This window comes from Pelomonas sp. Root1237 (genome assembly GCF_001425055.1).
Classification (GTDB): Bacteria; Pseudomonadota; Gammaproteobacteria; order Burkholderiales; family Burkholderiaceae_C; genus Pelomonas.
On the sequence record NZ_LMDK01000022.1, the window covers coordinates 1 to 23,232 of the forward strand.

Below are 23,232 nucleotides of genomic sequence, written 5' to 3' on the forward strand. Positions count from 1 at the left end.
GCCATCAATGATCTGCGCCGACGTCCATCATTTCCATCTCTGGCCACGCGGCGCCGACCCACGCAAGTGGGCATGCCGCCCGGACAGTCCGTCCAGGCGGCATGCTGCTTACGCCGCGTCAGGGACCGCGTCAGAACTCGTAACGTGCGCTCAGCGAGTAGCTGCGGCCCGGATAGAACCACGCGCGTCCCATCACGCCGATGTGCTGCTGCTGCGTCTGGCGGACGATGACGTTGTTCAGGTTCGTCACGTTGAGGGACACGCCGAGCGCGTCGGTGACCCTGTAGTTGACGCCGGCGTCCCACTGGCCGAAAGCCTCCTGCCATACCGGCAGGCCCCAGCCCACATCCCGGGCACCTGGGCGCGACGGGTCCGCGCTCGTCGCGTCGTCGCCGCGCGTGCCATTGGCATCCGCCGCCTGCAGGATGCGGCTGTGCCAGTTGTAGGCCAGCCGCGCCGACAGCGGACCGCGGTCATACATCAGCACGAAGTTGGCCGCGTTCTTGGCCATGTAGGGCAGCGGCAGATCAGTGAACGGCAGGCCGTTCGTGTCGCAGCCGAACAGGTGCAGCGTGCCATTCGTCGTCGCTCTGCCTGCATCGCAGTAGGGGTTGTAGATCTGCTTGTACAGGCTTTGCTTGGCATCGATGTAGGTGTAGTTGACCGACACGCCGATGCCCTTGGCCCACTCCGGCAGCACGCCTTCCAGGAACGCGAGCTTGTCCAGGTAGGTCATGCCCGCAACCTCCAGACCACTGACCTTGGCTTTGCCCACGTTGTCCGGCCCGGTGATCGCGAAGAGCTGCGGAGTGCCGGTGTTGGTGTTGTAGGCACGGCTGTAGACGCTGTTCATGATGACGTCCTTGACATCCTTATGGAACACCGTGCCCGTGATGGACTGGCCGTCGCGCGGGTACCACTCCAGCGCCAGGTCGTAGCTGTTGGCCGTGATCGGCTTGAGCTTGACGTTGCCGGTGTTCTCTCCGGTGTAGGTGAGCGTCCCTTTCTGCTCGTCGTAGTTCTGGAACAGCTTGATGTACTCACCCAGCTGGTTGAAGCCAGGCCGGTTCATGCTCTGGGCCATTGCCAGGCGCGCCTGCAACCTGTCGGTGAAGTTCATCTTCAGATTGAGCGACGGCAGCACCTTGAAGAACTCGTTCTGCACGTCGATCGGTTGATTGATCTGGTCGAAGTGCGGCAGGTGCGGCGGCGTATTCGAGTCGTATTTGCGATCGAAAACTGTGTAGCCGTGCGAGACGTCGTGGGTCAGCACGGCGCGCACGCCGACATTGCCTTCGATCGGGAACTTCAAATCGTCGAAGCCAAAGCGCAGCGTGGCGTAGACGGCATCGGTCTGTTCGCTGTGCGTGCTGGTTTTGGACGGGTCGTTGTCGTAAACCAGCTCCTTGAAGTTCTGATAGTCCTTCTTCAAGTCGCATTCCACGCCTGGGTACTGCGCCTTGGCGTCCAGGCATTGCTGGTAGCGGTAGTCGTTGAGCAACTTGCCGTATGTGTTCGGATAGTCGCGCACGGCACTGACCGTCGGCATGACGATGTTCGGCAGCGAGCCCGCCTTGCCCCCGTAGAAGCTGCCGAAGTTGAACACTTCGACCGGGACGGTTTGGTACTTCGCATCTTTCAGGTACGCGAAGCTTGGGCGCCGGCCCCCCTGGCCGTTGTCTGGGGGATATTGACCGGGTACGACGTTCTGCTTGACGTCCCAGGGTTCGGCAATGGAACTCCACCCATTGCCCGTGGGTTCGTAGCGGCGCGCCACGCGGTAGGTGGCTCTCACGCCGACACGGATGTCACGCAGGATGGGGTTGTCCTCGAAACGGTATCGCGCGTCTGCCTTCCATGCGTACAAGTCGCCGTCGGCCTTGCTGGCGCTCGGCATGATCAGGTTCCAGTAATAGTGTTTCGGATCGGCCAGGAAATCCGTGGCGGCCTGGTCGAACTCGAGGCGCAACGGGCCCTTTCCTGACACGTCGATGCCCATGCTTGGCGCGAAAGTGCCCAACTGCAGGTTGCGGCCGACCGAATCGTTCTTCGCGTGAACCCACTGGACGTCGTTCTGCAGCAGCCAGTTGTCGTTGACGGCCCACTTGAAGTTCCACGCCAGTTCACCGGTCTTCGAGGTGGTCTGGTTCCAGCCGCGCGTGATCTGCAAGCCCAGGCCGCCAGCCTCGAAGTCGTTCGCCCCGGGCCCGGTCGGATAGGTGTACTTGCCCGAGAGCAGCACATTGTTGGCGTCGTACTTCGCTGTCGCGGGGTCGATCTTCGACTTGTACGCGTTCTCGATACCGGTGTAGAAGCCCTGCTCGCTGCCCGTCTCCCGTGTGCCCGACACGAAATAAGTCAGCGACGAGTCCATGCCGTCCTTCTTCCACTGCAGCGCGCCGTAGAAGCCGGCGCGTTCGTTGTCGCCGGTGTTGTTGCGGAACGAGGCCGATTTCGGCGCCCACGCCACCTTGCCCTCGATCAGGTCGGTACGGGGGTAGTAGGCGTCCAGTTGGAGGCTCTCGTTCTGGAAGCTGGTGTGGTTGTAGGACACATCCAGCAGCACGCCCACACGGCCGATGTCCGTATTCCACTGCGTGGTGTACAGCCCCGACAGGCTGGGCGAATTCTTGCCTGAGCGCTGCACGTAGTTGTTGCCCGCCGACATGTAGGCCTTGGTCACCTTGTAGTCAAAGGGCAAGGCCGTGCGCAGGTTCACCGTGCCGCTGACGCCGCCTTCGATGATTTCGCTGGAGGGGTTCTTGTAGACGTCCACGCCGGCCATCAGCTCAGGCGGGATGTCGCCCCAGCTCAGCTCGCGGCCCGGCCACCCGGCAGAGAATGACTCGCGGCCATTCAGCAGCGACGAGCCCCAGCTCAGGCCGCGCACGCTGATGCCCGAGCCTTCGACGGAGAAGTGCTCCGGGTCGCCGCGCGACTTGTTGCGGTCGATGACGACGCCGACGACGCGCTGCAGCACTTCGGTGATCGACTTGTCCGGCAGCTTGCCGGCCTCTTCGGCGACGACCGAGTCGACGATTTCCTCGGCGTTCTGCTTGATCTTCTGCGCCGACTGCAGCGCTGCGCGCTGACCGGTGACGACGACGGTTTCCAGGTTTGCCGGCTTTTCAGCCGCCGACTGCGCCAGCGCGGCGCTGCCGACGGTCAGCAGCATCATGTGGACCATGCCGCGATGGATGGCCGTGGTGCGGAATTGTTTTTTCATGGTGTCTCCGTATTCCTTCGATGAGTCGGCGGCAGCGCGCCCGTGTGGGCGGCTTCGCCTTCTCGGCATCGGATGCCGTGGCACTTGCCCGATCAACACGGGAGACCGGCCACCGGCACGCGACGCCGCGCGCGAACTGGGTTATTGGAAGTAGATGAGGCCCTTGAGGGTCAAGTCGGAGGCAGTGATGCCGTCGGTCTTGTTGTCCAAGTTGATGTCCATCAGCCAGAAGCGCGTGCGCACCACGGTGGAGGACTTCAGCAGCGTCGCAGCCGAGGCACGCGAGGCCGCAAGCTTGTCCAGGGCTGCCTTGAACGCGGCTTCGTTGACGGGGGCGCCCGTGCTGTCATACGGATTCGGCAGCTTGCGCACATCGTCGTCCAGCGAAGCCTTGGTGATGTCCGGCAGGCCGCACGACTCAGTGACCGCAAAGTTGTCCAGAGGCACGGCGTAGCTGACCATCCCCGCCTTCGGGACCCACACCAAGGTGCTCAGAGCGACGTTGCAATTGTTTTTATTGCTCTTGCCCAGATCCAGGTGCACGACGATGGGCTTCGCAGCCGCGAAGAGCTCGGCATTGACGCCCAGGGTGAAGTTGAGCGTCTTCTCGTTGGTCACCTTCAGCCCGTTGAGGGTGTCGTCATCCGTCTTGAACCCGATGGTCCAAGGCGAGAAGATGTCGATGCGATTGAAGCCGTAATTCCAGTTACCCGGGGTCCACCTGCTCTCGGGAAGGTGCAGTGAAGAAACGAGAGACAACCCGTCGTCGGAGACCTTGCTGTAGCACCAGTTCTCCACACTTGTGCCATCGTCGGCATTGGCGTTACACCGCTCCCAGCCCGCGGCCAGAGTGCTGCTCCAGGGGTTGACGGACACACGACCGCCTTGCCAGGTTCTGTAGGACTCCGTCCAGCCGACGCTGCTGCCTGGCGCAAACCCACTAGACACCAACAGCGGGTCGGCGAGCACCTGAAGCTTCTCAGAAGTGCCCGCTGCGCTGGACAGGGTCACCGCGCAGCTACCCTTGGCGGTCAGACGAAGCTCATTGCCGGCCACCGTGCAAACCGTGGGCGTGGTGCTTGCGTACGTCAGGGCGTTGCCATTGGCATCGACCGTGCCCAGCACGACTGTTTGAGTCGCGCCGCCCAACGGAACCACCGCGGGCGGCAAGGCGCCGATTTCAATGAAGGCCTGCCCCTCGGGCATGGCTGTGTATGAGTCATTTTCCGCCGCCGTCACCCCAAGCGTGCAGAACCCTTGCTGCAGGACTTTCAGCGTCGTGCCGCTGACCGTGCAAACCTCGGGCGTCTTCGTCGCCGTGTAGGTTGCCGGCATGCCAGCGTCAGTTTTGTCTGGCAGCGTGATGTTGACGGGAGCCGCTCCGCGCAGAACGATGCCCACCGGCACCAGCGGGCGTTGTGCATGCTTCAACACGACGAACACTTGGCTCGTATCGTCTGCAGCAGCCCATACGGTGCCGTCCGAGCCAACGCCGCCGGGTTGGCTCGCGATGACCAGGCAGTCTCCTGCAGCCACCAGGGTCACCTGTTTGTCCGCCACCGTGCAGGTGGTGGGCGTGCCGGTACGGAAGCTGACCGGCAACCCGGAAGTGGCTGTTGCGGACAACGCGGTCGGGCCGTTCAACAAGGTGTTGCCGCCCGGATATTTGAAGCTGATGGCCTGGAAGCGCCCCTCAGACCCTCCACCACTATCTCCGCCCCCTCCGCCCCCGCAGGCGGCCAAAAAAGCGCATGCCGCTACAGCGGTCAACTTCTTGGCGTGTGGAATCGACTTTTTCGTCACGTTCTGTCTCCTTTTCTGAAATAACTGGTAGCTGCTCAACTGCAGAACTTGCAGCGAGAGCGCTCCTTTGAGCTCGGGCCCGTCTCGCCGAACCCAAGCCATTTGGTTCGGGCGTTGAACGAACTATTTCCGAGTAAAAAAGCCCCCCATCGGCGTGCTTGTTCACCGTGGTTGGGTCTCATCCACCCCAGCCGAACGGTGGCGGAGGATGTGAATTCGAGGCAGCCCTTCACACGGCCGGTCCTAGCCCCAGAACCACCGCCCGAGGTGCGCACGGCACCTCCAAGGACACGCAGTTCGGCCATCCGGGGGCTTACGGTGAGGTCAAACATGGGCTGGTCCGTTGGACGTGGCTGGCGGCAGAGGACGCCGGCCGTATGGGGCTGGTTCCGCTCCAAAGCCACCAAATCGCGCTTGATTCGACGCCGAATCAACCGGAGAAAATAATTGCGGCAAATGCCGCGCGAGCATCATATTTCGATCGACCGTCGAACTAATTAGGGGAAACCCATCGGCGACGCAGGCCCAACATCCCGTTCGGGGCGTGAAATCACACGAGCCCGACCGACCCTCTTTGGGCGCCGAAGCAGGGATCACGCCCATGCGAGCGCCGCCTCGGTGGAGGGCTCGGTCGGTTCGCCGATCCAGCGCCTATGGGAAGACTGGAGGTGATGGCACATCTGCGCCGCCGCAGCTTGCGGATTGCGCGATTTGAGCGCCCGAAGGATCGCCTCATGTTCGTCCAGGGCAGACCGCCAACTGCGCTCCGTTTCCACGCGCACACTCATCTGCGCTGAAATCGGGCTATGCCGACTGTCGAACAGTGCACCGACCATTCCAACCAGCACGGAATTCCCGCCCTGTTCGGCGATGCTGAGATGAAATCGTCGGTCAGCCTCGACTGGCTTATATCCTCTGGCGAGCCCATCCCGCATCGCCTCAAGAGCCTCCTCGACACGATGCAGCCCTAACGTACTGACGCGAGCGGCGGCGAGCGTGGCCACCGCGCTCTCCAGTACAACTCGCGCTTGCAGCAGTTCCTCCGGGCTGTCCCCCAAGCTCAGCGCAGAAGTTTCGCTGCGACGGCCAGACGGGCAGACGTAGATGCCCGATCCGCCGCGAATCTCGATGCGCCCGTCTATCTCCAGCGCGATCAGCGCTTCACGGAGGGAGGGCCGCGACACGCCGAGTAGCGAGGCCAGATCGCGCTCACCGGGAAGCCGTGCGCCTTCGACCAGGCCCTCGGCTTCTATCAGCGCCCTGATCCGATCGGCGATCTGCTCGTACAAGCGACGGGGCTCGACGCTCCGATGATGAAATGACATGGCCTCCGTGAACTCCTATTTCTGAAATAACTGGCAGCCGCTCAAACTGCAGAACTTGCAGCGAAGTTTTCGGCGAGTTTGGTCACCATGGCTGGGGGCCATCCAGTCCGGCCCATCGGTGGCAGGGATGTGAATTCGGGCCAGCCCTCCACGTGGTCGGTCCTAGCCGCAGAACTACCGCCTGGTGTGCGCACGACGCCTCCAAGGGCATGCGGGTTGGCCAGCCGGGCGCTAGGGGTGAGGTCAAACATGGGCTGGTCCGCCTGACAAAAGAGTGCGTTGGACGCGGCTGGCGGCGGAAACCGGCGGCTGTACGCTGCTGGTTCCGCTCCAAACCACCTAATTGGGCTTGATTCGGCGCCGAATCAATCGGCGAAAATAATTGCGACAATGCCGTGCCGCCATCATAGTTCGATCGGCCGTCAAACTAATTAGGGGAAACCCATCGGCGCCGCGGGGTCCACGTGTCGGCGCACAAGGGACCGCAGCGACGCATTGAGAGCGCCGAGTGTTGTCGCCGACGGAAAACTGAGCCACTGGCTCAAAGTTCGGTCGGCGACAACATCACAACTGGTGGCGTCAACAGCACCAGCGCGCCTACTCGACAGTCACACTTTTTGCCAGGTTACGTGGCTTGTCGACGTCCGTTCCCCGCGCGCAGGCCGTGTGATATGCCAGCAGCTGCAGCGGCACGACGTGCAGGATGGGGCTGAGTTCGCCGTAATGCTCGGGCATGCGGATGACGTGCAGGCCGGCCTCGCTTTCGATGGCGGTGTCGCCGTCGGCGAAGACATAAAGCTGGCCGCCGCGGGCGCGCACTTCCTGCATGTTGCTCTTGAGCTTTTCCAGCAGCGCGTCGTTGGGCGCCACCGTCACCACCGGCATCTCGGCCGTCACCAGGGCCAGCGGGCCGTGCTTCAGTTCACCGGCCGGGTAGGCCTCGGCGTGGATGTAGCTGATTTCCTTGAGCTTGAGCGCACCCTCCAGCGCGATCGGGTAGTGCAGGCCGCGGCCGAGGAACAGCGCGTTCTCCTTGCGCGCGAATTCCTCGCTCCAGGCGATGACCTGCGGCTCCAGGGCCAGCACGGCCTGCACGGCGACGGGCAGGTGGCGCAGATCCTTCAGGTGCTCGGCCTCGTCTGCCTCGCTGAGGTGGCCCCGCGTCTGCGCCAGGGCCAGCGTCAGCAGGAAGAGGCCGACAAGCTGGGTCGTGAAGGCTTTGGTGGAGGCCACGCCGATCTCGGCGCCGGCACGGGTGATGTAGGCCAGCTCGCATTCGCGCACCATGGCGCTCGTGGACACATTGCAGATGGTCAGCGTGTGCTTCATGCCCAAGGAACGGGCGTGCTTCAGTGCGGCGATGGTGTCGGCCGTCTCGCCGCTCTGGCTGATGGTGACGACCAGGGTGCGCGGGTTGGGCACGCTGCTGCGGTAGCGGTACTCGCTGGCGATCTCGACGCTGGTCGGGATCTTGGCGATGCTCTCCAGCCAGTACTTGGCCGTGGAACCCGAGTAGTAGCTGGTGCCACAGGCCAGGATGAGGACGTTGTCGACCTCCTTGAAGATGCCATAGGCACCATCGCCGAAGAGCTCCGGGCTGATGCCGGTCACCGCGTCCAGCGTGTTGGCGATGGCCACGGGCTGCTCGAAGATTTCCTTCTGCATGTAGTGGCGATACGGCCCCAACTCGGCAGCGCCGCTGTGGGCGTGCACGGTCTTGACCTCCCGCTCCACTGACTGATAGCGGCCCGTTGTCTTGTCCAGCCGGCTGAGCCAGTAGCGGCCGAGCTGCAGGTCAACGACGTCACCCTCTTCCAGGTAGACGATCTGGTCGGTCACACCGGCCAGGGCCATCGCGTCGGAAGCAACGAAGTTCTCGCTTTCGCCCACGCCGAGTACCAGCGGCGAGCCTTCACGGGCGGCCACGACGCGGTGCGGCTCGTCGCGGCAGAACACGGCCACGGCATAGGCACCCTTCAGCCGCGGCAGGGCCTGCTGCACGGCGTCGAGCAGGTCGCCGCTGTAGAGGTGGTCGATCAGGTGGGCGATGACCTCGGTGTCGGTCTGGCTCGTGAATTGATAGCCGCGCGACTTCAGCTCGGCGCGCAACTCGTCGTGGTTCTCGATGATGCCGTTGTGGACCAGCGCGATGCGGCCTGTGCTCTCGACGCCCGCATTGGGGCCGGGCGAAAAGTGCGGGTGGGCGTTGTGCACGGCCGGTGCGCCATGCGTGGCCCAGCGCGTGTGGGCGATGCCGGTGCCAGCGGAGATGCCGTCCTGGTCGGCCACGGCCTGAAGTTCGGCCACGCGGGACGTGCTGCGGGCGCGCTTCAGGCCGCCGTCCTGGTGCACGGCCACACCGCACGAGTCATAGCCGCGGTACTCGAGGCGCTTGAGGCCTTCAACGAGGATGGGAACGATGTTGCGCTGACTGACCGCGCCGACGATGCCGCACATGGAGGTCTCCGTTGGGGAATGCGTGCATCGTAGGGAGACCGACGTGGCGAATGGGTGCGAAATTTCTCAAAAAATGAAGGAAAATTTCCCGATCCACCCACTGAGAAATATTCGTTCAAATATTCAACATTAATGACTGATTTAGACGCAATCGACCTGCGTCTGCTGGAGGCCCTGCAGACGGATTCATCGCTGAGCAACCAGGACTTGGCCGCGCGCGTCGCCGTGTCGCCTGCCACTTGCTTGCGGCGCGTCAAGCGCCTGGTCGAGGCCGGCATCGTCGAACGCCAGGTAGCCCTGCTGTCGCCTGACAAGCTCGGCGCCGGCCTGTCAGCCATCGTGGAGATCACGCTGGACCGCCAGGGCGCCGAGCACCTGGATGCCTTCGAGGCGCGGGCGGTGCAGGAGGCGGCCGTGCAACAGTGCTGGCGGGTGTCGCCCGGGCCGGACTTCGTGCTCGTCGTGCAGCTGGCCGATATGCCGGCCTACCAGGCGTTCACCCAACGGCTGCTGACCCAGGATGCCAATGTGCGCAACATCAAGGCCTTCTTCAGCGTGAAGCGGGCCAAGTTCGAGACGCGAATCGGACTGCCATCCCCCTAACTTCATATGCCCCCCCGCGAGCCCGGGGGCAAACCACGCTCCCGGGCCGACAGAATCCTGGATCGCCCCCAGACCGGAGCCTTCCATGCTTTCCCGCAAGTCTTTCCGCCCCGCCGCGTTCGCGCTGGCCTTGAGCCTCGCCGGCCTGGCCCCGAGCGCCCAGGCCCTCAACATCGTGCTGAACGACGTTGGCACGACCAAGATGTCTGCCGAGCAACTGGGCGCCTTCCAGACCGCGGCCAACTATTGGTCGGGCAAGCTCACCGACAACGTGACCGTCTACGTCAACATCGCCTTCAGCGACCTGGCCCCCAACGTCCTGGGGTCGACCGGCTCGTCTCGGGCGGTCCTTGACTACGGCTCGCTGCGCAGTGGCCTCGCGACCGATGCCAAGTCGGTGACCGATGCCCTCGCCGTCGCCAGCCTGCCGGCCGGTTCCAGTCTCAGCTTCTTGGCCACCCAGGGCGACCTGACGACCCGCCTCGACAACGACGGCTCGACAAACAACAAGCAGTTCGTCGTCAACACGGCCAACCTCAAGGCCCTGGGCCTGGATCCTGGCACCAACGCCAGCAATCCTGATGCACGCATTGAATTCGCCAATGGCTTCGCTAGCAGCTTCGCCTTCACCCGCGCCAACGGCGGTGTGCCATCCAACAAGGTCGACTTCATCACCGTGGCCGAGCATGAAATTGGCCACGCCCTCGGTTTCGCATCGGGCGTCGATTCCATCGACTTCTGCGTGGGCCATACCGCCCAATGCGGACTGTCCGGGGCACCCAACGAGTTCGAGGCGTCCCCCTGGTACACGCCCCTGGACATGTTCCGCTACTCCGCCGCCGGCCAGCGCGACGTGACGCTGGGCGGCTCGCCCTATTTCTCGGTGAATGGCGGCCTGACATCCATCCAGCCCTTCTCGACCGGTGTCGAACACGGCAACGGTCAGCAGGCCAGCCATTTCGGCATCGGCGCCTTCACGCTGATGCGGCCCTTCGTTGGCACTGGCCAGTCGTATGACGCCACGGCCAGCGACCTGATGGCTTTCGACGCCATCGGCTGGGACCTTGCCGCTGCAGTGCCGGAGCCGAGCCAGTACGCCCTGCTGCTCGCCGGCCTGGCCCTCATCGGCATGGCGCGCCGCCGCAAGCGCGACTGAATCTGCGCGCTCAATGCAAAGCGGCCTCGCGAGGCCGCTTTTTTTTTGCCCGAGCTCAGCGCTTCAGCAGCCCCAGGCCCTTCAGATAGTCCCCTTCCGGGAAACACACCGTCTGCGGGTGGTCGGCCGCGGCGGACAGGCGTTCGATGATGTAGCCGTCCACGCCCGCGTCCAGCCCGGCGCCGGCGACGATCTTGTGGAAGAGGTCGGGCGAGATGCCGCCCGAGCAGGAGAAGGTGTAGAGCAGGCCGCCTTCACTCAGCAGCATGAAGGCCAGGCGGTTGATGTCCTTGTAGGCGCGCGCGGCACGCTCGGCGTGGGCAACCGTGGGCGCGAACTTCGGCGGGTCGAGCACGATGGCGTCGAAGCGCCGGCCTTCGGCCAGGCAGCGCCGCAGCGTGGCGTTGACGTCGGCATCCCAGGCCTGGTGGCAGCTCGCGTCGAAGCCGTTCAGCTCGACATGGGCTTTGGCGCGTTCCAGCGCCGGGCCGGAGGAGTCGACGCTGACCACCTCGCTTGCCCCACCGGCGAGCGCCGCGACCGAAAAGCCGCCCGTGTAGCTGAAGCAGTTCAGCACGCTCTTGCAGCCGTATTGCTTCACCGCGTCGGCAAAGCGGCGGCGGCTGTCCCGCTGGTCGAGGTAGTAGCCAGTCTTGTGGCCTTCGGCCACATCCAGCGTCAGCCGCCAGTCGTGCTCACGGATGGTCAGCGCCGTTTCTCCCTCGCCTCGCAGCCACCCGGTCTGCACGGGCAGGCCCTCCCACTCGCGGGCCTGGGCGTCGGAGCGCTCATACAGGCGTGTCAGGCCGGTCGCTGCCAGCAGCGCGTCGGCAATGACGGCCTTCCAGCGCTCGACGCCGGTGCTGCCGAACTGGGCCACCAGCGTGTCGCCATAGCGGTCCACGACCAGGCCCGGCAGGCCATCGGCCTCGCCATGCACCAGGCGCCAGGCGTCGGAGGCGATGGCCAGCCGTGCCCGCATCGCCACAGCCTGCTCGATGCGCCGCTTGAAGAAGACCGCATCGATGCGCTCGGCCTCGTCGAAGCTCCAGGCACGCAGGCGGATCTGCGACTGCGGGCTGAAGGCCGCCCAGCACAGGAAGGCGCCGTCGGCCGATTCGACACGCACGGTCTCGCCGGCGTCGGCGCCGCCGCGAGCAATGGAACTTTCGAACACCCAGGGGTGGCGCTTCAGCAGCGAGCGCTCCTTGCCGGCGCGAAGCGTGATCTTTTTCATCGCCGGGCCATCCCAAGATGAAAAGCGCCCCCTCGGGGGGCAGCGGCCACACGACGTGTGGGCGCGTGGGGGCAACTGTTCATCGCTGCAACGTCCCGAAGGCGTAGTTCAGGCCGATGTGGACCACGGGCGTTGACTGGCTGCTGCCGCGCATGGTGCGGAACTCGCCCAGGCCGGTGCGCAGCCGCAGCCGTTCGCCGATCCGCCATTGCGCCCACAGCTCGGCTTGCGTCACGGCGCCGCCGCCCACCCGCACGCCACCACCGCCAGCCGCACCGACCAGCCATTCCGCACCGACACGCAGCCCGCCCCACAGCGGGTCGCTTTGCAAGCCCAGGCCGACGAGCCCGAAGGAATAGGCTCCGGCGCTGCCCGCGGCCGCGCTGCCCGCCAACGCCGATCCATAGACATACGGCGTGAATTCGCGCGACATGTTGACGGCCAGATGGCTGACCGCCTCGCGTCGGCCGTCCTTGAAGCGCACACGCGGCAGATGCAGCACGCTGGCGCCGAGTTGCTGCACGCGCACGATGCCGTTGCTCGTGTCGTCGCCAAATGCGACCGGAGACCGGTCCAGCGGCATCGCCAACACCGCACGCACGTATGGCGCGCTGTAGAAACCGCTGGACGCATAGGTGAAACCGGCATCCAGGCGCACGCTGGGGCCCCAGGGCGTGAGCCAGCGCAGCGTCGGCCCGGCGCGCAGCAGCAGTCCACTGCCGGTGTCCAGCGTGCCGCCGCCACCCAGGCCCGCGCCGAGCTGGCCGCCCACGCGCAGCCGCGGCGTGCCGAACAGGGCCCAGTCCTGGCCGATGTTGCCCAGCACTTCCATATAGCCGTCGGCGCCGCCCTGGGCTGCGCCGGCGGCCTCGATACCCCACCAGCTGCCGTCGACGATGTATTGCCTCAGCTCCCCGCCGGCTTTGCCGATGCGGCGCGTCAGCGGATTGCCGCTGCGGTCACGGCTGGCGGAGCGGGGCTTCTCGAAGCCGCCCGTCAAGGCAATCTCGTCGAAGCCCAGGCCCGTGCGTTGCGTCGCGCGCCCCGGGCGGCCGGCATCGTCCGGCGAAAAGCTGGGGAAGCCCAGCGATCGACCGAGGGAAAAGCTCAGGCCCACGCCGCTTTTCACATTGCCGCTCGGGAAGCGGATCTGCGAGATGCCGACGCCCGTGTACCAGGCGCCCACCTCGGTGCGCAGCGACAGCTCGGGCCTGAGCATCAGGCCGCCCCCGAAGCGCAGCTGCTGGTTGGACAGGCCGCCACCAGCGCCCACGTAGAGGCTGGCGGCCAGATGCGTGTCGCCGGAGAGCCGCCAGCGCCGCTGGCCCGTGAAGCCGACGGTGAAGATGCCGCCGTAGTTGCCCTTGGCTGCGCCATAGACGCCCGGCCCGAAACCCCAGTCCTCGTCCAACGCCATCATGTAGCTGATCGAAGCGAAGGCCGTGCGGCCGCCGTCGGGCATCTTCATCTTGGTCCAATTGCCCTCGACCGCGGCCGGGCGCACCGTTTGCACGCGTGCGAACGGCGCGTCGTCGGGAAGGGCCCAGGTCGTGGCCGGCAACAGGGCCGCCAACGCGGCCAAAGCCGTGATTTGGAATCTCATTTCTTGGCTCGAGGGTGCGCGGCGTCGTAGATGCGCGCCAGATGCTGGTGGTCCAGCTGGGTGTAGACCTGGGTCGTCGTGATGTGGGCGTGGCCCAGCAGCTCCTGCACCGCGCGCAGGTCACCGCTGGACTGCAGCAGGTGCGAGGCAAAGCTGTGGCGCAGCATGTGCGGATGAACGTGGGCCGGGCTGCCGGCCGCGACGGCGCGTGCGCTCAGCATGGCGCGCAGCGTCGAGCCGGCGATGCGTTTGCCCCGAGAGCCGACGAAGAGCGCCGCCTCGCCAGCCGCCACGACCTGGGGCCGCACCGCCAGCCAGGTGCGCAGTGCCTCGGCCGCGGCACGGCCCAGCGGCGTGCTGCGGCGCTTGCCGCCCTTGCCCAGCACATGCACTTCATTGGCCTGCAGGTCGACCCAGCCAGCGGCCTGGCCGCTGGCCTGGGCATCCAGCCCTGTCAGCTCGGACGCCCGCAGGCCGGCGCCGTAGAGCAGTTCCACCATGGCACGGTCGCGGGCCTCCAGCACCGGGTCGGCCGCCACCTCGGGCGCGTAGGCGGCGAGCTGCACCGCGTCGTCCACACCCAGCGCCTTGGGTAGAGGCTTGGGCGCCTTGGGCGCGCGCAGGCCGTCGAAGGGATTGAGCGTGACGCGGCCCTGCAGGCCCAGCCAGCGGTAGGCGCTGCGCCAGACCGACAGCAGCAGCGCGATGGACTTCGGCGCCAGGCCTTCACGATGCAACAGGGCCGCGAGACGGCGCGCCTGGGCGATGTTCAGATTGCGTGCGTCGATCGCAGCTTCGACCAACATGACCTGCAGGCGCTCAAGGCCATCGGTGTAGATACGCAGCGTGCGCGGACTCAGGCGCTGCTGCACGCGGGCGTGCTGCAAGAACTCCGTGAAGTCCTGCGCCAACTCCATCATGCAGCGAGCAAGCCCGCCAGCCCGGCACTGGCGATCTCGCCGACGCGGGTCAGGAAGTCGGTGCCCATCTCAGCCGTGTAGCGCGTCGGATCGGGCGAACCCAGCACCAGCAGGCCGAAGGGCTTGTCCTCGTTGGCGCTGGGCTGGTGCAGCGGGATCAGGGCCAGCGAGGTCGCCGTGCCGCCGCTCTCGCTGAGGCCCAGCCAGCGTGCCGCCTCGAAGCCGGAGTTCACGCCGCAATAGGGCTGGCTCAGGCTGGAGGCGAAGCTGCGCACGTCGGGGCTGACCGAGGCGGCAAACTCCGAGGCCTCATGCTCGGGAGCGACGCCCCACAAGCGCAGGCCGGCTTGCGGGATCATGAACTGGTGGCGCAGCTCGGCCAGCAGCACATGGGGCAGCTCCGGCGTGCCCACCGCGCGCATGACGGCCAGCGTCCAGCGGTGCAGGCGGTCGGCGATGGTGACGTTGTCCTGGCCGTTGCGGATCATGTCGATGATGCGCATTTCCAGGCCCTTGATCTTGTCGCGCAGCATCTCGGCCTGGCGCTCCTGCAGCGACACGGCGCGTGCGCCATGCGGGTGCTGCAGCTGCACGCTGGCGAGCATCGCCGCGTGGCGTTCGAAGAAACCGGGGGTGGACGCCAGGTAGTTGGCGATATCGGTTTCGGTGATGCCTTGCACCGCGTCAGCGGCCGGGTTGGAACTCACAGCGTGATCTCTCCGTCAAAAACTTTCACTGCGGGGCCGGTCATCAGCACCGGGTTCTGTCCACCCGCCCATTCGATGCGCAGCAGGCCGCCGCGCGTCTGCACTTCCACGGCCTCGTCGAGCCAGCCCGCGCGGATGCCGGCGACGACGGCCGCGCAGGCGCCCGTGCCACAGGCCAGCGTCTCGCCAGCGTCGCGCTCGAAAACGCGCAGCTTGATGCGGTCGCGGCTCAGGATCTGCATGAAGCCGGCGTTGACGCGTTTGGCAAAGCGCGCATGGTGTTCGATCAGCGGGCCCTGGGTCAGCACCGGCGCCGTCTCGACATCGTCAACGCGCTGCACCGCATGCGGGTTGCCCATCGACAGCACGGCCAGTTCCACGCCCTCGACGGGCCAGAGCTCGAAGCCGTTCACGAGATGGGGCTTGAGCCCGCTCGCATCGAATGGCAGGGCGGCGTGCTCGAACACCGGCGCGCCCATGTCCACTGTCACACGGCCGTCGTCCTGCAGCTTCAGCAGCAGGCGGCGGTTCATGGTGTCGACCTGGATCTCGCGCTTGTCCGTCAGCCCGACATCGACGACGTAGCGCACGAAGCAGCGCGAGCCGTTGCCGCAATGCTCCACCTCGTTGCCGGTGTTGTTGAAGATGCGGTAGCGGAAGTCCGCGCCGGCGTCCTGGCTGGGTTCGATGACGAGGATCTGGTCGCAGCCGACGCCAAAGCGCCGGTCGCCGAGCAGGCGCATCTGCTCGGGGGTCAGCGCGAAGGGCTGCTTCGTTGCGTCGATGACGACGAAGTCATTGCCCGCGCCGTGCATCTTGGTGAAGCGCAATCTCATGAGGGGATTATCGCAAGGCCTTCTCTATGGCAGCTCCAAGCTCCGCCTCGCCCCCTTCCCCCTCGTGGCGATAGACGACACGGCCCTTGGCATCGATGAGCCAGGCGGCCGGCCAGTAGCGGTTCTCAAAGGCCTTCCAGACGCGGTAATCGTTGTCCTGCACCACCGGGTAATGCAGGCCCAGCCGCCGCACCGCCGCCTGCACGCTGTCCAGCGGCCGCTCATGGGCGAACTCGGGCGTGTGCACACCGATGACGACCAGGCCGCGCGCCGCATAGCGCTGGTGCAGGCGTTCGATGACCGGCACGCTGCGCAGGCAATTCACGCAGTCCCAGGTCCAGAAGTCGACGAGCACGGGCTTGCCGCGCAGGGCCTGCAGTGTCAGCGGCGGGCTGTTGATCCAGGCGCCGGTGGTGGCGAATTCGGGCGCGGGCTTGCCGGCGACCTGGCCCTGGGCCGACTCGGCCGGCCCGGCCAGAGCCGCGACCCAGGTGGAGCTGACATTGGCGAGGCTGGCCCCCGCCATCAGCATGACGAGCAGGCCCAACCCCCGGCGCAACCGGCCCGACCAGGCGCGCAGGCCCTGCGCGATGCGCTGGCTGCCATAGGCCAGGGCCAGCATCGGCCCGCCGGCGCCGACGGCGTAGGCAATGAGCAGGGCCGCCGCCTGCTGCGAATCACCGGCGCTGGCGACCAAGGCCAGGATGCTGGCCAGGGCCGGGCCAGCGCAGGGCGTCCACAGCGCGCCCAGGCTGGCGCCGAGTGCCAGGGCGCCAAGCCGCCCGCCACCATGGCCGAAGCGCTGGGCCCAGTCGGCCACACGGCCCAGCGGGCGCGACAACCGCTCCCAGCCCGCCGGCCAGACCAGCAGCAGGCCAAAACCCAGCAGCAGCACGGCCGCGATATCGCGCAAGGCACCGGCCGACAGGCCCAGCACGCTGGCCGAGGCGCCAAAGGCCAGGGCCAGTGCGCTGAAGGACGCGACAAAGCCCAGCACGGTCAGCAGCGGCCGCCACCGGTCGGCAGGCCCCAGGCTGCTGCCGAGCAGCGCCGGCAACAGCGGCAGCACACAGGGGCTGGCCACGGTCGCCAGGCCGGCACCGAACGCAGCCGCCACGGGCAGCACGGCGCTCATTGCGACGCTCCCGGCACACGCTGCCAGGTCTGGGTCCTGCCGAACAACGGCAGGCCGACATAGGCGCGCAGCTTCAGCTCGCCGGTCGGGCCGAGCGACATCAGGCAGTCGTAGGTCTTGCCGTTCTCGCGGTTGAAGATGCGGCCGCGCCATTCGGTGACGGCGCTGCGGCCATCGGGCTGGGTCTCGCGTTCGGAGGGCAGGAAATCGCTGAGGACGTCCATGCCCTCCTGGGCGGGCTGGGCATCGGCCGCCATCGCCTCGCCGGGCCGGCTCATGGACTGGTTGGCGATGACGCGCGCCACCTTGCCGCACAGGGCCGCGCCGCAGGGCGCGACGCGCACTTCCAGGTTGCCGCTGGCCGTCAGCCACAGGCCACGCGGGTCGGCATCGGCACGGGCCGCACCGGCCGCGAGCAGGAGGATCAGCAGAAGGTTTCGCATGAGCACCTCGTCAGTAGTGAAGGAGGTGCCATTGCAGACGGCAGCGGTATCACCGCGATGTCGATGTGTCGCCGGTGGACACGCGCCGGCCGCACAGACAAAGAGCGATACAAAACAGCGGGTCCCGTCCGCTATCGTGGCCGCCATGGACCCGCGCCCCGACCATCTGCTGCTCGTCGACGACGACCGCCAGCTGCTCACGCTGCTGGCCGACTATCTGCGCGCCGCGGGCTATCGCGTCAGCACGGCGACGCAGGGCCGGGAGATGCGCGCCGTGTTGGCCGCCGAGCAAATCGACCTCGTCGTGCTCGACCTGATGCTGCCCGGCGAGGACGGCCTGTCGCTGTGCCGGGACCTGCGCGCACGCGAGGTCGAGCCCCTGCCCGTGCTGATGCTGACGGCGCGCGGCGACGAGGCCGACCGCGTGCTCGGCCTGGAGATGGGCGCCGACGACTACCTCGCCAAGCCCTTTGCGACGCGCGAATTGCTGGCCCGCATCCGCGCCGTGCTGCGCCGTACCCGCCAGCTGCCACCGCGCACAAGCCCGCAGCGCCAGGCCAGGCGTCTGGCCTTCAACGACTGGGTGCTGGACACGGCGGCCCGCCATCTGCTGGACGCCGCCGGCACCCTGGTGCCGCTGACCGGCGGCGAGTACCGCCTGCTGCGCACGTTGCTGGACCACCCCCAGCGCATCCTCAGCCGCGACCAGCTGCTCAACCTCACGCAGGGGCGTGACGCCGACCCCTTCGACCGCTCTATCGACCTGCTCGTCAGCCGCCTACGCCGCCGCCTGCGCGACGATGCCAAGGAGGCCCGGCTGTTGAAGACGGTGCGCAATGAGGGCTATGTGTTCTGCGCGGATGTCGAGGCCGTGGAATGAGCTTGGCCAGCCGCATCGCCGGCCTGCTGATCGCCGGCCTGCTGCTGGCTTATGGCCTGGCCAGCCTGGCCTGGCTGGCCGAGCGCGGCGAGGTGATGGGCCGCATGCTCAACGCCTACCTCGGCCGCGACGTGGCCACGGCCGTCGCCGTGCTGGACCGCTTGCCCGAGGCCGAGCGTGCCGCCTGGTTGCCGAGACTGGCGCGGCCCAATTACCGCTACGAACTCGGCGCGCCGCAGGACGCCCTGGCATCCGACGAGCTGGCGCTGTCTCTCACGCAAACGCTGGCCGCGGAGCTGGGTTCGGCGCGAATCGGCACGGCCGGTGCAAGGCCGGATGGCGAACTGGTGTTCGCGCTGAAGCTGGCCGACGGCAGCGCGCTGACGCTGCGCGCCCAGCCGCCACGGCTGAAGCTGTCCGGCGCAACGCTGGCCCTACTGGCCGCGCAGATCGCCGTGCTGGCCCTGTGCGGCGCGGCGGCTGTCAGGCTGGCGACGCGGCCGCTGCGCCGCCTGGCCGATGCCGCCGATGGCCTCGGCGCCGATCTCGCCGCCCAGCCGCTGCCCGAAGAAGGCCCGCGCGAGGTGGCCTCCGCAGCGCGCGCCTTCAATGCCATGCAGGCCCGCATCGCCGGGCACCTGCGCGAGCGCTCCGAAATCCTCGCCGCCGTCACACACGATCTGCAGACGCCGCTGACGCGCATGCGCCTGCGCAGCGAACTGCTGGCCGAGACCGACACGCGCGACAAGCTGCTGGCCGACATCGACGAGATGCGCGGCCTGGTTGCCGAGGGCCTGCACTACGCGGCCAGTGCGCATGCGGCCGAGGAAGCGCCGCAGGCGGTGGACCTCGTCGCGCTGCTGGACGGCCTGGTCTGCGACGGCCAGGACGCGGGCCAGCAAGTCAGCCTTGAAGCGCCCTCTTCCCTTGCGCCGGTGACGACGCGGCCACGCGCGCTGCGCCGCGTTGTCGGCAACCTGGTCGACAACGCCGTCAAGTTCACCGGCGCGGCGGAGGTGGTCGTCACGCTGGACAACAGCCAGCTGCGCATCGCCGTGCTGGACCGCGGCCCGGGCATCCCGGCCGACCAGCGCCAGGCCGCGCTGCAGCCCTTTGTGCGCCTGGAGGCCTCGCGCAACCGCGCCAGCGGCGGCACCGGCCTGGGCCTGGCGATTGCGCAGCGCCTCGCGCAGGCACTGGGCGCCACGCTGGAGCTGCTGCCGCGCGAGGGTGGCGGCCTGGAGGCGCGGCTGAGTCTGCCCGCGAATTGACCCTGCATCTTGAGGAAGCGCGCGCCCGCCAAATCGGCGCAAGCTTGGCGCCATGCCACTGCTCGAGCCGCCGCTGCTGGAGCGCGATGCCGCGCTCGCAGGCCTGCGCGCCGACCTGACCGCCTTGGCCGACCCGACACAAGGCCAGGGCCGCTGCGTGCTGCTCGAAGGCGATGCCGGCATGGGCAAGACGCGGCTGCTGCGTGCCGCGGAACGCGCCGGCGGCAGCGCCATCGAATGGGCCTGGGGCGCCTGCGAGCCGCTGATCACGCCGTTGCCGCTCGGGCCGCTGCTGGACATGCTGCCGCGACTACCCGGTGAGATCGCGGCGCTGCTGCGGCGCAGCGCACCGGCCGCCGAGTTGTTTGCCGCCCTGCTGGAGGTGGCGCGCCTGACGCGCCGGCCGCGGGTCTGGGTGTTCGAGGACCTGCACTGGGCCGACGGCGCCACGCTGGACCTGCTGCGCTTCCTGGCCCGGCGCATCGCCGGCACCCGGGTGCTGTTGTGCCTGAGCTGGCGGGGCGGCGAACTGGGCCCGGCCCACCCGCTGCGCGCGGCGCTCGCGGGCCTGGCCGGCCAGGGCGCGCGCAGCCTCAGCCTGGCGCCGCTGAGCCGCGCAGCCGTGTCCACGCTGGCGGCCCGCGCCGGCCGCCCGGCCGCGGGCCTGTTCGAGACCAGCGGCGGCAATCCCTTCTTCGTGACGGAGCTGCTGGCCGCGCCGCTGGCCGAGGGCCTGCCGGTGTCGGTGCGGGACGCGCTGCTGGCGCGCGTGGCGCGGCTGTCGCCACCGGCGCGCGAGTTGCTCAATGTGGCCAGCGTCTCGCCCGCGCCGCTGGAGACCGCCGTGCTGGCCCATGCCTGCGGCCTGGAGCCCGAGGCGCTGGCCGAAGTCGTCACCAGTGACCTGCTGCAGGCCGGTGGCGATTGCCTGCGCTTTGCGCACGAGCTGACCCGGCTGACCGTGCTGGAAGCCCTGGGGCCCCGCGCCGCGGCCCTGCATGCCGCCGTGTTCGACGCCTTGAGCGAGCGCGGCGCGGCACCGGCGCGGCTGGTGCATCACGCCGAGCACGCCGGCCTGGACCATGCCGTGGCCCGGCTGGCGCCGCGCGCCGCCGAACTGGCGGCCGCCTCGGGCGCGCACCGCCAGGCCGCGACCCTGTTCGGCCTGGCGCTGCGCCGCGCCGCACAACTGCCTGCCGTGCAGGTCGAGCCGCTGGCGCGCGCCCAGGCGATCGAATGCCTGCTGACCGGCCAGGTCGAGGAGGCCGCGCAGGCCGCAGCCCTGGCGCTGAGCCTGGCCGGCGCGCGGCCGCTGGCCCGGGCCGAGCACTTGAGCCTGCTGGCGCGCATCGAATGGACGCGCGGCCGCGCCAGCGCCGGCCTGGCCCATGCCGAGGCCGCGATCGCCCTGCTGCACGAGCACGCCCCCGACAGCCCGGCCCTGGCCCACGCGCTGGCCAACCACGCCCAGCTGCATCTGCTGGACGACGACACCGGCGCGGCGCTGGCGGGCGCCGCCCAGGCCCTGGCCTTGTTCGGCCGCCTCGGCGACCCGGCGGGCGCCCTCGGCGCGCGTATCACGCTGGCCTCGGCGCGGCTGGGCGGGCCGGATGAGGGGCTGGGCACGGTCGAGCTGCACGCCGCGCTCGAACAGGCGCTGGCCGATGGTCGGGAGGAACTGGCCGCGCGCGCCTGGACCAACCTCGCCTCGGCCGCACTGGTCGCGTCGCGCTACGACAAGCTGGAGCGCCTGTGCACGGCCGGGCTGGCGTATTGCGAGGCGCGCGACCTGGACCTGTTCGCCGTGCCGCTGCGCGTGCGCCAGGCTTGCGGCGACATCGCGCGCGGCGACTGGGCGGCCGGCGAGGCGGGCCTGCGCCAGCTCCAGGCCCGCCCTGACCTGAACGAGCTGCAACGCGAGCAGGTCGGCCATCTGCTTGCGCTGCAGGCGGCCCGCCGAGGGGAACCGGGTGCGCTGGCCTACTGGCAGGAGCTGGCCAGTGGACGGCGGCAGCTGGCGGTGTGGCCCTGGTTCATGTCGGTGGATGTGCAGCAGGTGGAACTCTCGACCTTGTCGGGCCCGGCGGGGCGGGCGCGACAGCTGGCGGAAGAAGCGCTGGCCAGAGCGGCCGCGCGGCTGGGGCCGTGGCGGCGGGCGCAGGTCCAGGTGTGGCTGACGCGCCTGGGCCAGCCGCAGGCCCTCGCCGCCGACGCGCCCGCGGCCTGCGCGCTGGAGGCAAGCGGCCAGCATCGCGCCGCCAGCCAGGCCTGGGGCGAGGTGGGCTGCCCCTACCAGCAGGCCTTGGCACTGCTGTGGGGCGATGCCGAGGCCATTGCCGACGGACTGCAGCGCCTTCAAGGGCTGGGCGCCGGGCTGGCCGCGCAGTACGCGCGCCGGCGCCTGCGGCGCGTGGGCGTGAGCGGCGTGGGGCGCGGCCGCTACGGCCATGCCCGGCAGGACCCGCTGGGCCTGACCGGACGCGAGCGCGAGATCCTGGAGCTGCTCGTGCAGGGCCACAGCAACCGCGCCATCGCAGCCACGCTGCACCGCTCCGAGCGCACGGTGGAGAACCATGTCGCCGCCGTCTTCCTCAAGCTGGGGGTGAAGACACGCCAGGACGCCATCCAGCGCGCGAAATCTGAGTAGTGCGCGTCCAAATCCGGGTAACGCCGCCGCAGTGGCGCCGCGCCTCGCCCTCTAGCCTTGCATTCAGGGCCACCGGCCCGCACAGCCTTTGCAAGGGAGACCTGTCATGAAGATCCGCACGCTGCTCACTGCTCTCGCCCTGTTCGCCAGCGGCGCCGCCTGGGGCCAGGCTGGCCTTGCCACCGCGAGCGGCACCGCTCGGGGCGATTTCCAGATCGGCTGCAGCACCTGCCCGCATTTCCAGCTCGGCCTCACCGGCAACCCGGTGCAAAGCCAGAGCGGCCCGCTCGCCGCCCAGGTGGACTACCTCGGCCAGCCCGTGGGCGACCCCAACACGGCGGGCTACAGCCTGGGCGGCGGCGTGGAGTACCACGCCAGCGCCGCCTTGCAGGGCGCCCTGGCCACACCGCTGCTGGGCGCCTATGCGCGGGCCGACAACGAGCCCGTCGTCATCCTCGCCGACCCGGCGCAACTGGAGATCGGCATCGACCTCTATGCCGCCAGCGCCGTCGCGCGCACCCAGCAGACCTACCACTACCTCGGCGCCAGCACGACGACCTACCACTTCGACTTCCAGGTCGACGGCACGCTCAGCAGCACCCGGGCCAGCGCCTTCGGATCAGCGGCCATCTACACCGGCCAGGACCCGTCCTTCGAGGTCGGCCTGATCGACTTCGGCTACAGCAGCCACAGCGGTGTGGGCCTGCTCTACAACCCGCAAGCCTTCGGCGGTGATTTCTCGGTCAGCATCACGGTGGACCCCGGCGCGAGCTTCGTCCTCATCAGCCAGCTCAGCGCCAGCGTGCAGATGACCTACGACACGACCGATGTGCTGGCCGACGCCTCGCACACGCTGCGCCTGACGGCCATCACCGGTGGCGACCCCGGCCTGCTGGTGACTGCCGTGCCCGAGCCATCGACGGCGCTGCTGTTGTCGCTCGGCTTGATCGCGCTGCTTCGCCTGCGGCGGGAACGACGCTGAG

17 protein-coding genes are annotated in these 23,232 nt (G+C 68.1%); 6 read left to right on the forward strand and 11 right to left on the reverse strand.

Annotated features, from left to right (window positions below; genetic code table 11):
• Nucleotides 1-130: 130 nt before the first annotated feature.
• The 4 genes from ASC91_RS27675 to glmS all read right to left on the reverse strand — a co-directional run bounded on the left by ASC91_RS27675 (nucleotide 131) and on the right by glmS (nucleotide 8,811).
• Nucleotides 131-3,226, reverse strand: coding sequence for a TonB-dependent receptor (locus ASC91_RS27675; protein ID WP_056205316.1), 3,096 nt, complete (start codon nucleotides 3,224-3,226; stop codon nucleotides 131-133).
• Between the two features lie 141 nt (nucleotides 3,227-3,367).
• A complete protein-coding gene (locus tag ASC91_RS27680; RefSeq protein ID WP_157282203.1) occupies nucleotides 3,368-5,029 on the reverse strand; it encodes a hypothetical protein in 1,662 nt (553 codons plus the stop codon).
• Between the two features lie 593 nt (nucleotides 5,030-5,622).
• A complete protein-coding gene (locus ASC91_RS27685) occupies nucleotides 5,623-6,318 on the reverse strand; it encodes a FadR/GntR family transcriptional regulator (RefSeq protein WP_327082895.1) in 696 nt (231 codons plus the stop codon).
• A 633-nt stretch (nucleotides 6,319-6,951) separates the two neighbouring features.
• Nucleotides 6,952-8,811, reverse strand: a complete 1,860-nt coding sequence (glmS, locus tag ASC91_RS27690; protein WP_056205323.1) for a glutamine--fructose-6-phosphate transaminase (isomerizing) — start codon at nucleotides 8,809-8,811, stop codon at nucleotides 6,952-6,954.
• Between the two features lie 132 nt (nucleotides 8,812-8,943).
• On the opposite strand from glmS, the gene ASC91_RS27695 reads away from it, so the two are divergent.
• Both ASC91_RS27695 and ASC91_RS27700 read left to right on the forward strand, forming a co-directional pair.
• Nucleotides 8,944-9,414 (forward strand): Lrp/AsnC family transcriptional regulator, encoded by a 471-nt coding sequence (locus ASC91_RS27695; RefSeq protein ID WP_056205325.1) that lies wholly within the window; start codon nucleotides 8,944-8,946, stop codon nucleotides 9,412-9,414.
• A 202-nt stretch (nucleotides 9,415-9,616) separates the two neighbouring features.
• A complete protein-coding gene (locus tag ASC91_RS27700; protein ID WP_394326343.1) occupies nucleotides 9,617-10,570 on the forward strand; it encodes an NF038122 family metalloprotease in 954 nt (317 codons plus the stop codon).
• Between the two features lie 55 nt (nucleotides 10,571-10,625).
• Here ASC91_RS27700 and ASC91_RS27705 read toward each other — a convergent pair whose 3' ends face one another.
• From ASC91_RS27705 to ASC91_RS27735, 7 genes are all read right to left on the reverse strand, one after another.
• Nucleotides 10,626-11,807, reverse strand: coding sequence for a class I SAM-dependent rRNA methyltransferase (locus ASC91_RS27705; protein ID WP_056205328.1), 1,182 nt, complete (start codon nucleotides 11,805-11,807; stop codon nucleotides 10,626-10,628).
• Between the two features lie 79 nt (nucleotides 11,808-11,886).
• On the reverse strand, nucleotides 11,887-13,410 hold the full coding sequence (locus tag ASC91_RS27710) for a hypothetical protein (protein WP_157282205.1): 1,524 nt from the start codon (nucleotides 13,408-13,410) through the stop codon (nucleotides 11,887-11,889).
• A complete protein-coding gene (locus tag ASC91_RS27715) occupies nucleotides 13,407-14,330 on the reverse strand; it encodes a tyrosine recombinase XerC (RefSeq protein ID WP_157282207.1) in 924 nt (307 codons plus the stop codon). Before ASC91_RS27715 ends, ASC91_RS27710 begins: the two co-directional genes overlap by 4 nt.
• The gene (locus ASC91_RS27720; protein WP_056205335.1) at nucleotides 14,327-15,037 is read right to left on the reverse strand and encodes a DUF484 family protein; all 711 of its coding nucleotides are present in this window, start codon (nucleotides 15,035-15,037) and stop codon (nucleotides 14,327-14,329) included. Before ASC91_RS27720 ends, ASC91_RS27715 begins: the two co-directional genes overlap by 4 nt.
• Nucleotides 15,034-15,873, reverse strand: coding sequence for a diaminopimelate epimerase (gene dapF, locus ASC91_RS27725; RefSeq protein WP_056205337.1), 840 nt, complete (start codon nucleotides 15,871-15,873; stop codon nucleotides 15,034-15,036). Before dapF ends, ASC91_RS27720 begins: the two co-directional genes overlap by 4 nt.
• 7 nt (nucleotides 15,874-15,880) lie before the next feature.
• On the reverse strand, nucleotides 15,881-17,008 hold the full coding sequence (locus tag ASC91_RS27730) for a cytochrome c biogenesis protein/redoxin (protein WP_056205339.1): 1,128 nt from the start codon (nucleotides 17,006-17,008) through the stop codon (nucleotides 15,881-15,883).
• Nucleotides 17,005-17,451: a DUF2147 domain-containing protein gene (locus ASC91_RS27735; protein ID WP_056205343.1), complete on the reverse strand. Its 447-nt coding sequence runs from the start codon at nucleotides 17,449-17,451 to the stop codon at nucleotides 17,005-17,007. Before ASC91_RS27735 ends, ASC91_RS27730 begins: the two co-directional genes overlap by 4 nt.
• 145 nt (nucleotides 17,452-17,596) lie before the next feature.
• Here ASC91_RS27735 and ASC91_RS27740 point away from each other — a divergent pair, with 145 nt between their 5' ends.
• The 4 genes from ASC91_RS27740 (at nucleotide 17,597) to ASC91_RS29760 (ending at nucleotide 23,231) form a co-directional block, all read left to right on the forward strand.
• The gene (locus tag ASC91_RS27740; protein ID WP_056205345.1) at nucleotides 17,597-18,331 is read left to right on the forward strand and encodes a response regulator; all 735 of its coding nucleotides are present in this window, start codon (nucleotides 17,597-17,599) and stop codon (nucleotides 18,329-18,331) included.
• On the forward strand, nucleotides 18,328-19,602 hold the full coding sequence (locus tag ASC91_RS27745; protein ID WP_056205347.1) for an ATP-binding protein: 1,275 nt from the start codon (nucleotides 18,328-18,330) through the stop codon (nucleotides 19,600-19,602). The genes ASC91_RS27740 and ASC91_RS27745 overlap by 4 nt, the downstream gene beginning before the upstream one ends.
• Nucleotides 19,603-19,654: 52 nt before the next feature.
• The gene (locus tag ASC91_RS30840; protein ID WP_056205350.1) at nucleotides 19,655-22,249 is read left to right on the forward strand and encodes an AAA family ATPase; all 2,595 of its coding nucleotides are present in this window, start codon (nucleotides 19,655-19,657) and stop codon (nucleotides 22,247-22,249) included.
• Between the two features lie 106 nt (nucleotides 22,250-22,355).
• Nucleotides 22,356-23,231: a PEP-CTERM sorting domain-containing protein gene (locus tag ASC91_RS29760; protein ID WP_056205352.1), complete on the forward strand. Its 876-nt coding sequence runs from the start codon at nucleotides 22,356-22,358 to the stop codon at nucleotides 23,229-23,231.
• Nucleotide 23,232: the final 1 nt, after the last annotated feature.